Annotated in this window: 6 protein-coding genes; 2 read left to right on the top strand and 4 right to left on the bottom strand. The window is 60.1% G+C overall.

Going from position 1 to position 12,410, the window contains the following annotated elements; genetic code table 11:
* Positions 1 to 121: 121 nt before the first annotated feature.
* Positions 122 to 1,687 (bottom strand): alpha-N-arabinofuranosidase, encoded by a 1,566-nt coding sequence (locus tag AB6O04_RS10025; protein ID WP_368563730.1) that lies wholly within the window; start codon positions 1,685 to 1,687, stop codon positions 122 to 124.
* Positions 1,688 to 2,575: 888 nt separating this feature from the next.
* Between AB6O04_RS10025 and AB6O04_RS10020 the strand changes: the two genes are divergently transcribed.
* Positions 2,576 to 3,595 (top strand): aldose epimerase family protein, encoded by a 1,020-nt coding sequence (locus AB6O04_RS10020; protein ID WP_368563729.1) that lies wholly within the window; start codon positions 2,576 to 2,578, stop codon positions 3,593 to 3,595.
* Positions 3,596 to 3,722: 127 nt separating this feature from the next.
* On the opposite strand, the gene AB6O04_RS10015 is transcribed toward AB6O04_RS10020, so the two are convergent.
* The 3 genes from AB6O04_RS10015 to AB6O04_RS10005 are packed head-to-tail and all read right to left on the bottom strand — an operon-like array spanning position 3,723 to position 7,257.
* The gene (locus AB6O04_RS10015) at positions 3,723 to 5,090 is read right to left on the bottom strand and encodes an ABC transporter permease (protein WP_368563728.1); all 1,368 of its coding nucleotides are present in this window, start codon (positions 5,088 to 5,090) and stop codon (positions 3,723 to 3,725) included.
* Entirely contained in the window at positions 5,087 to 6,514 is a 1,428-nt protein-coding gene (locus AB6O04_RS10010) for an ABC transporter permease (protein WP_368563727.1), read from the bottom strand. Before AB6O04_RS10010 ends, AB6O04_RS10015 begins: the two co-directional genes overlap by 4 nt.
* Positions 6,511 to 7,257, bottom strand: a complete 747-nt coding sequence (locus AB6O04_RS10005) for an ABC transporter ATP-binding protein (RefSeq protein WP_368563725.1) — start codon at positions 7,255 to 7,257, stop codon at positions 6,511 to 6,513. Before AB6O04_RS10005 ends, AB6O04_RS10010 begins: the two co-directional genes overlap by 4 nt.
* Before the next feature lie 1,458 nt (positions 7,258 to 8,715).
* Here AB6O04_RS10005 and AB6O04_RS10000 point away from each other — a divergent pair.
* Positions 8,716 to 12,342, top strand: coding sequence for an IPT/TIG domain-containing protein (locus AB6O04_RS10000; protein ID WP_368563724.1), 3,627 nt, complete (start codon positions 8,716 to 8,718; stop codon positions 12,340 to 12,342).
* The last annotated feature ends 68 nt before the right edge of the window (positions 12,343 to 12,410 follow it).

Genomic DNA, 12,410 nt, shown 5'->3' with positions numbered 1-12,410 from the left:
CGTAGAGTGGAGCTTGCTCCGCTGCTCTTGACGAATCGCCGAATCGGCAAAAAAAGCAGCGGAGCGAGCTCCGCTCTACGAGGGCAGGGCGCGGCATTGCGCCGCGCCATGACTACTCGGATTACTGCAACTGCAGCATCACCACCGACTTCGCCGGCAGGTCGACCTTCAACTGACCGCCTTCCACGCGGGCCCCGCGGAACTCGGTGGGCTTCACTGCTTCCGGCTGTTCGAACGTATTGTGCGAAGTAATCTTCGGTGCGGTAAGTATGCGGCCGGTCACCGTCGAAGCATTCTGTCCCTGCAACCGCACAGACACGGTGGCGTTCCGATTCGCTTCCAGGTTGGTCAGCGCCACATAAGTGTGGCCATCCTTGCCGCGTACCGCCGAACCATGCACGGCCGGTACCGTCGTTTTGCCGTACTTGTACTCAGGAGCGGCGATATCCAGCGGCAGATAGGTGGCGTCCTTGAATGGCTTGTACATTTCGAAGACGTGATAGGTAGGCGTGAGCAGCATCTTCTCGTCTTTGGTCAGGATCATCGCCTGCAGCACGTTGACCATCTGCGCGATATTGGCCATCTTCACCCGGTCGGCATGGCGGGCAAAGATATCGATCGTCAGCGAGGCCACCAGCGCATCGCGCAGCGTGTTCTGCTGGTGCAGGAAGCCTGGATTGACGCCCGGCAGGCCGGCGTGCCAGGTGCCCCATTCGTCCACGTAAAGCGCGACCTTGTTGTCCGGGTCGTGCTTGTCCATGATGGCCTTGTGGCGGGTGATCAGCTCGTCCATTTTCAGCGCGGCCGAGAGGCCTTCGATCCATTCGTCCTCGTTGAATTCGAAGGACGAGCGCTTCGGCGGCCAGCCTCCGGTCACAGCGTAGTAGTGGATCGACATCGCACCCATGTGCTTGCCGGACTCGCGCATCATCACTTCGGTCCAGTGGTAGTCGTCGGAGTTCGCACCCGCGGCCACTTTGACCGTGTTCTGGCCCGGGGCCGGCTTGACGAAGGTCTGGTAGCGGCGATGCAGATCGGCCGCGTACTCGGCGCGCATATTGCCGCCACAGCCCCAAAGCTCATTGCCGATACCAAAGTAGGGCAGCTTCCAGGGCTTGTCGCGGCCGTTCTTGCGGCGCTCCTGCGCCAGGGTCGATTTCGTGTCGGAGGTCATGTACTCGACCCACGACGCCATTTCTTCAGGCGTGCCGTTGCCGACGTTGCCGGAGACATAGGCGTCGGTGCCGATGAGTTCGGCGAAGTCCATGAATTCGTGCGTGCCGAAGGTGTTGGGCTCTTCGACACCGCCCCAATGGGTATTGACGCGCGTCGGCCGCTGGTCGCGCGGGCCGATGCCTTCGCGCCAATGGTACTCATCAGCGAAGCAGCCCCCGGGCCAGCGCACCACCGGCACTTCCAGCTGCTGCAGCGCCTTTACCACATCGTTCCGGTAACCACGGGTGTTGGGGATCTTCGATTTCTCGCCTACCCAGATACCACCGTAGATGCCGAAGCCCAGGTGCTCCGCGAACTGGCCGAAAATGTTGCGGCTGACGACATCTCCAGGTTTGTCGGCGTGCAGCGTCGCCTGCACCTCTGTGGTGTCCGCTGCCTGTGCCATACCGGTCGTTGGCAACAGCATCGCGATGGACAGGGGCAGTACCCGCAATAGTTTCTTCAATCTCATTGGGGAATCTCTGGTAAGTAAAGGGGGAATATCAACCTGCTTCGTTCGGAGCAGTCGCAGATTACAGTCGGAATCGTCTGTCCAGCCAAAGTAGCCCGCGCCAGATACCGCGAGAGGCGGCCGAGAATACCGTGTTCATCGATCGCCCTCTGTTGCGGAGGCGGATGGACGCGCGCGATAGATCGCAGCGCGAGTTGTGGACGTTTGCCTGGCAAGGAGCAGGTAGCCCATGCGTGCCCGTTGGGTCAGGATCTTCATGCAAATAACCCCTCCCGGTTATTGGCTTGAAGGCTGGAGCCGCACCACGGCGGGCTCCCGACTTCCTAGATGGTGAGTGGTGGCAGAGTGCAGCCAATAGTGCGAACCCGAGAATAGTCGGCTTTGCGATAACCGACCAATGAATTAAACGGACTTTGTGATACTTGAATTGTTATGCGCAAGTTTGTCGTAGGCGGGTGGCCCACGGGCTTCATAAAGCGAAGCTGCGCCCCGCGATAAGCCCGAGTCGGTAGGGACGATGCCGTCGCAACGGCAGACGATAATGATGGCTGCTTGGCGCGCTTCTCGTAGAGCGGAGCTGCGCCTCGTGAAAGTGCCGAGTCAGTGGCAATAATGCCGTCGCAACGGCGGGTGATAGCGAATAGCCGCTTTTCAGTCATCAAGGGCGCTTGTCGTAAAGCGGAGCTCCGCTGCTCTTGCGTAGAAGCGGGGTTCCGTACCCGGACCTCTATATGGCAGAACGTCGCTGGGTCCCGGCATTCGCCGGGATGACGAAGTTCATTGATACTCCGATGACAGAAACACCATCCACCATATCTGACTTGACATGGCACTAGCGGCCGAAGCATGGCTATGCTCGACATCGGAACATTAGTTTGGAGCCCCCAGGTGATCGCATCACGACTCTTCGGCCATATCGGCGAAACGCCGGTTCATTCTTTCCATCTCGGCCAACCAGATGGGCTACAGGCCGAAGTGCTGCAATACGGCGGCATTCTGCGGTGCCTCAGCTTTCCCACTCGCACAGGGCGCAAGCAACTGGTGCTGGGTTTGCCCACATTGGAGGATTATCGGCGCGACACCGCCTACTTGGGGGTGATAGCCGGGCGTTTCGCCAATCGCATCGCCGGCGCTCAGTTCGAGCTGGATGGCCAACGCTTCCAACTGACGGCCAACGAAGCTCTCAATCACTTGCATGGTGGCGCGGTCGGTTTTGGGCGGCGCGTTTGGCAAGTATTGGATGCATCGTCCAACGAGCTGTCTTTGGGTTATCGATCACCGGCAGGGGAGGAGGGCTATCCCGGCACGCTGCAGGTCACTGCCAAGTTCCAGATCCAGGCTGATGCGATGGAACTCCACCTTGAGGCGCGCACGGATGCCGCCACACCGGTCAATCTGACCAACCATGCCTATTTCAATCTCTCTGGCGATCCGCAGTTGCCGGTTGCCGAACATCGGCTCACTGTTCCCGCGGATCGCTACCTTCCCGTGATCGACGCAGCGATGATCCCTACCGGTGAAATCGCATCAGTGACGGACACTCCATTCGACTTCCGCACCGGCCGGCCGATCGCCAGCACCGAAAAGTATCTGCAACTCGCATTGGCGGGTGGTTACGATCATTGTCTGGTGATGGCCGCGGGGCATCGCTATACCGCCGAACTGCATTCTCCCGAGAGCGGTATCACCCTGCGCATGATCAGCCCCATGCCGGCTGTCCAGTTCTATGCTGGCCAGAAGCTTTATCAGGGCCATCCCCACCTGGGCCACGGCCTTTGCCTGGAGCCGCAGGGATTTCCCAATGCGCCCAACGAACCGCGATTCCCCAGCACTATTCTGCGGCCGGACGAGGTGTATTCCCACTTGATTCGCTATGAGCTGCGAAGCGACGAGCCAGCATCCTCATAGGGTGGGCCCAGGCCCACCATCACCATCTTGACGTTTGCATATGCCCACGGTGGTGGTGGATGTTTGGTACGACTTCGCTATTTGTCATCGTGAGACCGGGCATGGCAATGGTGGGCCGGGGCCCACCCTACATGGCCGCCGATATCCTGCGAAACCTGCCCGCGGCCAACACCATCAGAAGCCCCGTCAACACAACCAACGCCAGCAGCGGCGCCCAGGGAAGCGAGCCGCCAAACGAGCGCACTTCATACGCTGGCATGTTGTCGAAATCGGCGCGCGTGAAGCGGCGTTCCTGAAACAGATACGGATAGAAATACAGCCGTAGGCGCTTATGGAAAGCGACAATCTGATCCTGGTAGGCCAACTGCGCATGCAAGTCGGTGTCGGCCAGTCGGTGCAGCAGGCTTTGCGTGGCAACGCCGGGCAGCAGCCAACCGGCCCGGTCGGTCCAGACCTGACGCGTTAGCAAGCTATCGCGATATTCGCCGACTTGGCCGGCGACTGCGTCATCACCCGCTTGGTGCATGGCGTAGTACCACTTCCAATGGAAGCGGCCCACCACCGGCGGCGTGCCGCGCCATTCCGGATGCGTTCGGAAGAATCGTTCGAACGTGGCTTCCTTGGGTTGGTCCCAACCCGCATGCACCGACTGGCGTTGCGCCAACATCAAATCCACACCACGGCCAGCGGGCACGGCGCGATTGATGACGGTATTGGCCAGCGTGGGAAGCAGCAGGGTGATGGCGATCCAAACGCCGATCAGCAGCATCGCACTGGTGGCCGAGCCACGCTGCCGCGCCGCAGCCCATGCCGATACCGCGAACCAAAAGGCGACGTACAGGCCAGCCACGACCAGGACTGCAAGCATTTGCCAGCCCCATGCACCCGCGTACGCGGTGCCGGCCAGTAACGGCAGCATCAGCGCCGCTAATACCAACACGCCACGCAGCAGAATCCGGCGACGCCAGACGCCGCCAGCATTGTGGGAAGCGGTCGCCATCAGCAAACGCAGACGCCCGCTTTCGCGTTCTCCGGTAACCAGGTCGTGCATCAGCGCGATCACCACCAGCGGCATCAGATAGACCAGCACGAAGGCGAAGTCGAACGTGCCAGGCAACACCAGTTCCGCGTTGAAGTTTTCCGACTCGTAAAGCTGCGCCTGTAATCCCAGTAGACGAACCCGCAACAGGTACGGCTGGACATCACGTTGCCCCAGCGCGGCAAATGCCAGCGGTGCTGGCGGATCCCATGTGGCATGGAAGGTGTAGTAGCCGGTATCGCCCGCATCCTTGCCTTCACCAGCATGTTGGCCCGCTTGTACTGCCATCTCTTTCGTTTGCGTCTGCAATGCCCGGGCGATAGTCGCCTGCTGCAAAGACGCCGCATGCAGCCCCGCGACAACGGCGGCCGTGCAAACCGTGAACAGTAGCGCCAGGGCCGCGACGGCAATGCGCGAACGCATGATCAAGGCCAGTTCGGTAGGCCAGATACTCATCGCGCACTCCTTCCCAGGCGGTTGCCACGCCACATCAGCAGCGCAAGCAGCGCCAACAGCCAGAGCACAAGTATCGCCAAGGGTGTTATCAATTTTGAAGGTTGCGTCATCGGATCGGTGGGTCGATAAGAAAAGCGCGGCAGCGTTGCCCACTTTTCGTGCGAGATACGGGTGTCCTTGTCGCCTTCGTACGCGACTTCCTCCGCATGCATGCGGTTGAGCTCCTGAATCAGGCCATATCGATAACTTTCCGCCTGGGACAAAAAGTTCTGATGGCTGCTTAAATCGGTACCCGCCAGATACATCGACAGCTGGCGCACGGCGATCACCGGGCTCAGCGAGGCAGCGCCGCCGACCCATCGGTTCTGCGCCGCTTCCAGTGCGAAGGCCTGTTCGGCGTAGCGATCGAACAAGGCACTGGTCAGGCGCTCACCTTCCATCGTGACCAGGCCGGAGTAGTTGACCGGCAAGTCTTCGATGCGGGACACCTTGTAGCGTTGCAACACCTGCTGGCGAAAGGCGTTGAAGTAGGGATCATCAGGATTGTGGCTATCACCTATCGCAGCCAGATCGTGGTGGATGGCGATATCGGTTTCCAGTCGTGTGGGCAAGGGATATTGCTGTTGCGCCAGACTCGGCGCGGTGCGTGGAATCAACATCACGCCGACGATCCAGATGCCGACCAGCAGCAACAGGGCATCACGCCCGCGCTGGGCCCAGGCCGAAATCAGCACGCTGAGCGTCACCCAGCCCAGCAGGTACAGCGCGTAGACCGCGATGGTCCACGCCACCGCCGACAAAGCGGATGCTCCGAATATGGCGCTAACCATCAAAGCAACTGCGGCGGGCAACATCACCGCCAATGCAATGCTGGCATGCCCAATCCACTTGCCGAACAACAGCTGCGCGCCGCTCACGCCTTGCGACAACAAGAGGCGAAGATTGCCGCCCTCGCGCTCGCGCGTCACGGAAGCGAAGGCGAGGAAGACGATCAACAACGGCACCAGTGTTTGCAGGACGAATGCCGGCGAAAGCTGCCCAAACCGCATCAGCAGCGAGGATTGGCGCACGTCGGCGAAGTTGGCGCTGTTCTGCCGATGACCCTCTAAAAACAAGGTGTTGCCGGTATAGGCATCCACACCGAAGTCGAAGAACGCCAGTGGGCTGAGCGGGCGGAACACGAACTGTCCGTAGTGCACCATGCGATGGGGATGACGATCCGGCTGCGCCTTGAATTGTTCGTCGACCATGGTCTGGTAATGCTCGCGGGCCTGGGTCAGCGACCGTCGTTGCTCATGACTCACCAGCGTGGCCGTCAGCACCAGCGCCACCGTCAACAGGCTGGCAGCCAGGGCGACGCGGTTACGCAGCAGCAACCGCCATTCTTCCCGCGCAACGCGCAATGCAATCGAAAGCCACTTCATGACGGCAGGCTTTCCAAGGCGTAACGCTTGTGCAATGCCTGTACGTCGAAGCGCTCGGAGCCTTCGGCGGCCAGTTCTGCGTCCAGCCGGCCCTGGTACAGAAAACCGATGCGGTCGGCCACATCCGCCGCACCCAGCAGATCGTGCGTCACCATCAGAATGGCGACGCCTTGTGACTTCAGCGTGGCCAGTAGTTGGTTGAACTCGGCGGTCGCGCCGGGATCAAGACCGGAGGTGGGTTCGTCAAGCAACAACACCGGAGCGCGTCGCGCCAATGCCAACGCGATCGCCACCTTCTGCCGCATACCTTTGGAGAAGCCAGAAACACGCCGATCCCACGCATCCTGCGGCAGCCAGACAGCCTGCAATGCCGGTTCGACGACGGTTGCCTGATCACGCGGCGCCTGTGCCAACGCCAGGAAATAGTCGATGTTTTCCCGGGCGGTGAGATGGTCATAAAGCGCGACGCTTTCCGGCACGTAGGCCATTTGACGTCGTGCTTGTGCAGCATCGGAATACGGATCGACACCGCACACCGACACCTTGCCTGATGTAGGCGCAATAAAACCGAGGAACAGGCTCAACGCCGTGGATTTGCCAGCGCCGTTACCACCCAGCAACGCATAGATCTCGCCAGCGTGCACCTGGAGATTCAGGCCTTGCAACACCGGGTTGTCACCGTAGCGGTATTCCAATGCATCGGCTTGTAGCGCCGCCGGCGCGGTATGTGCAGCTATTTCCATTGTGGGAACTCCAAGATATCTCGATCAACAAATCAGAATTTGGTTTGCGCGCCCGGCGTGACCATGCGTCCTATGCCGCGACGGAGTTGCGGTAGTAGGTCGCGTTCAAGTTGGGTGACGTCGCCTGTGATATCAGCTGTAGAGGACGGTGCGGATTGCGCCAAAGACGTGGGCCACCAAGGAAGGGACGGGCAGACAGGCAAGAGGGGAGCTAGCCGGATACGAACAGTGATGCTCACGGGGATCTCGGTAGGGGCGGAGTGTTAGCTTTTATCGTTATAACATAACATAAAATGACGATGGCGCTATCACCCTCGGACCGTATACGACCGCTCCAAGCAGCTGGCTGCTGAGTGTGCTGGCAGTTGTTTCGTTCGGTTCTGTTCGGTTCCGGTCCGAAGATGGCGAGCCTCTGATCGCGCGAGCGCGCAGCGCTTTTCGTCGATACCAACGACGAAATCACAATCAAAGTGAGGGGGGCGATATCGCTCCATGGTTGCGCAGCGCTGGCCGCTACACGCAGAGCCGAAGGATGGGTGTTGCCGACGCTCGTTGGTCGGCTATGCAGAAGTATTTGGGAAACCCGTCCGCTATTTTTGCGAGGACTTGCTCGCCGTCAAACTTTTGACGCTAGCCATGCAGCCTCTGCTTGAACTTCGCTGTAGCTTCGATGCTGGAACGGCAGTCGCACAATTTTCGGTCGCGTGACGATGTTCCGACAACGGAGTGTCGCCAATCGAAATCGCTTTGACTCTTTGTCTGCGTGTTCTAGAGCTCTCCGCTAGCAACAACAGACTTGGTAAATGCATTTACAGAAATCGAAAATCCCAGATAGATTCAATGACTTCTTTAGTAACCGCATCCATGTAAATGCATTTACATATGATTACCCATTGAACTCCATTCGACATCGTGGTTATCTACGCGTCGCTAGGAACAAGGGGATCATTGTTCCTGCGATTGTCGATCAAACGGATTTACAGGGGCTCGACTGTGGGAAATCACGAAGCAGGCGCAAGAAGCGCCAAGCTTGGCGTTGCTTTACTCATCATTTTGACTGCGTCAGCAGCGTTGTCATCCTCGCCGGCGGTTGCTCAAGGGAGCAGCAATGCAGGCAATGTGGATGCCAGCACCCCAGCACCTCCGGACCGCAGTGCCGCGAGTGGTGCCGTTGTGTCGCTGAAACGCGGCGGCCTGTCGGAGCTTTCCACCGGGCGACCGCTTTTCTCAGTTGGCGATGTCATCGCCGTGATGCATGCGCGGTGTCCGCATCGGATTCGAGAGGCGCTGACGTTACGCGCCCTCGATCGCCTGTCGATATCGACAGGTACACGCCTCTAACTCGCGACAAATATTCGGACTCCCATCATGCCGTCTCGTTTCGCGAGCTTCTGTGCGTTGCTGATTTCGCCTAAAAGTCGGCCCTTTCAGCTGATGGCAGGAGCGAACAGCAGCTGTGTGCGCTGGTCATGGCTGCCGCGCTTGTGCGCGGCAGTGGTGCTGGGACTGGTCATTCCAGCCTCGGCGATCGCGCAGACCATGGTTTCCGGTTCGATCGAGAGCGACACGAACTGGACAACCGCCGAAAGCCCGTATGTGGTTTCAGGCGAACTGATCGTCAGTAATGCAACGTTGTCGATCGATGCTGGTGTGACGATCTACATGCAAGGCACTGCCAAAGTCACCGTGCAGAGCGGCAGTCTGCAAGCCGTCGGTACCGAAGCCGCGCCGATTCGCGTGCAATCGGACAAAGTGCGGTTGGGCCAAACGCCTGCCGCTGGCGATTTCGGGACTTGGACATTCCAAGCCGGCGCAGTCAGTACTCGCCTGGAGTATGTGGTGTTTGAACATGGTAGTGGCATTGCCGTTCGCGGTTCATCGCCGCTTTTCAACTACGTCGATGTTCGCAACAACCACGGAGCGGCGATCTCGATAGATCTCGCTGCATCGCCGTCGGGTATCGGTAACCGCGCTAGTGGCAACTCACTGGACGGGATCGCCGTTCCCGCGGGCGACATTGTCGGCAGTGTGAAGTGGGGTTTGCGCGGCATTCCCTACTTCGTGCAATCAGGCACGGTATCGGTAGGCACCTCGCCAGCAATCACCACGATTACACCATCGACCATCGAGCGTGGCCAAACGATTACCGCCACGGTCGATGGCGTCCGCTTGACGGGTTTGGCGTCGGCGTCGTTCGATCGCAATGGACTGACGGCAACTCCGTTCGCAGGCGGCACAGCATCGCGACTGAGCATGCAGATCAAAGCGGACGCTACCGCGGAGCTGGGGCAGTCGGCGCTGCGTCTGCTGGTGGATGCAGGCGAAGTGGTGCTGCCGAATGCGTTGACGGTCACGCAGCCGCTACCGTCGGTTTCGTCGATATCGCCGACTACCGTCATCGCAGGCAGCGGCGTCGCCGCAATCACCGTAACCGGCCGAAATTTTACCCAGCAGTCGGAAGTCCTGGTCAATTCCGCCACCATCCCCGCGGAGTACGTCAGCGAAACCGAGTTGCGCGCCAGCTTGCCTAACCAGACCAGTGCCGCGCAGATGCCCGTGCAGGTGCGCAATCCCGATCCGTTGTCGCCAGGCCAGTACCTGGTTTCCACCTCGTCGGCGACATTGACGGTGCAGATGCCGGTGCCGCCAACGGTGAGCTTCGAGCCGACTCCTATCGCCATGCCGCCGGACAACAAGCCGCATGACATCCTCATTCGCCTTTCCAAGGCCGACTTCCGCGACCACGTACTCAATCTGTCGGTCTCTGACACAAGTAAAGCCAGCTTGAATCCGACCACCCTGACCATTGCGGCGGGACAAACCACTGCGCGCGTGTCGATCACGCCATTGGCGCAGGGGTCGGTGACTCTGACGGCACAATCCTCGACGCTGGGCGAGGCCAAGGTTCCGTTGTTCATCACACAGGATTTCCGTGGCGCCAGCACTAGCTACGCGCGGCCGGTGGGCGTGGTCGTAGAGGGCGGCGATATCGGTACGGCGTATGACAGCACTGTCGTACAGCAAGGCGTCGTAGGCGTCAGTATTGGCAGCGTCCTGACCGGCGTGGCGCCGAGTGGATGGCAGGTTGGCTCGACCAGGACCTTTGCCATCCAAGGTGTCGCCATTCCCGCCGGATCGCAGGTTGTGCTGGTACCGGCGGACGGAATCAGTGTTGGCGCGGTGGCGCTCAGCGAGAATGGGAGCACTCTAACTGTGCCGATTACCGCTGAAGCTGACGCACGAATCGGCCCACGTCAGATAGTCGTCCGTGATCCGACCGGTGCATTGTTGACGTTCGCGGGCGCCGACGCGTCAGTGGTCCATCTGACCAGCGGGTCGCCGCATATCGATTCGGTGTCGCCTGCTTTGGCGGTCCCTGGGTCGACGATCACACTGGTCATGCGTGGCCGGAATCTGCAGGGCGCCAAGCTGCAATTGCTGCCAGGCGATGGAATCGAGATCGATGCGCAACCATTGGTCAACAGCGACGGAACGGAGTTGCGGGCCGACATCCAAGTCAAGTCGGATGCACCACTCGGCGACAGAATCGTGCGCATCGCTACAGCTTCTGGTGACAGTACCGAGCAGGCCGGGCCCGGCAACACTCTTCGAATCGTCTCGCGCTTCGGTCCGGACTACCTGACTTCGGCTCCGATGGTCGGGGTAATCGTCGGTGGTCCGGAGTCGCCGGAAGAGATAGCAGTGCCACTCCTTGCGTCGAATATCGGCATCGTGGTCGGTGCGTCGGTCACAGAAGTTTCGCCGAATGCTGGCGTCATCGGTACCACCACGACGGTCACAGTGCGCGGACAGGGACTGCAAGGCGTCACCAGTGTGGCGATCACGCCCTCCACAGGGCTCACACTGGGCACACATGCCGTCAACGCGGAAGGTACCGAGATCACCTTCTCGATCGATGTGGCTGCCGACGCCACATTGGGGCTGCGTAGGTTGGTACTGAACACCGCGATGGGTCCGTTGGCCTTCGCCGACGTAATGGACGGCGCGTTCCTGATCTCAGCTCCGCTGGCGTTGATCGACTCGGTATCGCCGCAAGTCGTGCATCGCGGCGGTGTGGCGCAACGCATCACACTGCGCGGTCAAAATTTCACCAATGCTGCTGAGATCCACTTCGTTCCAGCAGATGGGATCACCACGAACTCTCCATTCACCATTTCGGAGGATGGAACCAAACTCGAAGCAGCCATCATCGTGGACGCAGCGGCCACGACGGGACCGCGCACTGTCGTCCTCACCACCCCAGCAGGCGAGTCCAGCAACGAACGGGCGGCGAGCAACACCCTGACAGTGGCAGACCAGGTTGGCGCCACTTATTCGGCCATCGCGACACCGTTGGTGGGAATCATGGTGGGGCAAGCACAGGGCATTGCTTTCGACGGAACCCTGGCATCGCCGTTGGTTGGGGTCACCATTGAGACGCAGCCGCAACAGGACGCGGTCGATACTCATGCGATAGCACCCGAGATCGGTGTCGTGATCGGCGCCACGGCGATTTCGATGACGCCCGAGGGAATTCTGCAAGGAGGCAGCGGTGCATTGACCGTTCGCGGCATCGGACTGAACGCGATTACATCGGTATCCGCCTTTCCGGACGACGGCGTACTGCTTGACCAGTTCACGGTCAATGCGGAAGGCACGGAATTGGTAGTGCCTCTCTCGGTGGCTGCGGACGCCGCACTGGATACGCGCCGGCTGCGTCTTGCAACCGCCACAGGCGATTTCGTCTGGCGCGATGCAGCCAGCAGCCTGTTCCGTATCGGCAAGCTGCCGATCATGAACTCGACATCGCCCATTCTGCTGGATGCGGGCGCCACAACGACATTGAGCATCCGCGGGACCAATCTCAGTGGCGTCACCAGTGCGCGGCTGTTGCCAATGAACGGCGTGACGATAGGCGCTCAGCCTGTGTGGTCGCAGGATTCGTTCGGCGAACTGTTGCAAGTGGCTGTGTTCATCGACTTGGACGCGGTGCCTGGCGACCGTGTGCTTCAACTCATCGTCCCCGGCGGCGCCACCACGGAAACGCCCAGCGCGGCCAACACGATCAAGGTGGTGCGGCCATGACCTCCCTTTGCTTTCGGATGGCGAACCCGTCAGGAAATCGCTCTGATAGCTCGATCGCGTCCTGCCTG

Origin of the sequence: Pseudoxanthomonas sp. UTMC 1351 (genome assembly GCF_040948865.1) — a bacterium.
Taxonomy (GTDB): Bacteria; Pseudomonadota; Gammaproteobacteria; order Xanthomonadales; family Xanthomonadaceae; genus Pseudoxanthomonas_A.
Note: the sequence above shows the minus strand (reverse complement) of the source record. Positions and strands in the feature narration are given on the sequence as shown.

Coding starts and splice junctions, on each gene's coding strand:
- AB6O04_RS10025 (WP_368563730.1), bottom strand. CDS start 1,687: ATGAGATTGAAGAAACTATTGCGGGTACTGCCCCTGTCCATCGCGATG.
- AB6O04_RS10010 (WP_368563727.1), bottom strand. CDS start 6,514: ATGAAGTGGCTTTCGATTGCATTGCGCGTTGCGCGGGAAGAATGGCGG.
- AB6O04_RS10005 (WP_368563725.1), bottom strand. CDS start 7,257: ATGGAAATAGCTGCACATACCGCGCCGGCGGCGCTACAAGCCGATGCA.
- AB6O04_RS10015 (WP_368563728.1), bottom strand. CDS start 5,090: ATGAGTATCTGGCCTACCGAACTGGCCTTGATCATGCGTTCGCGCATT.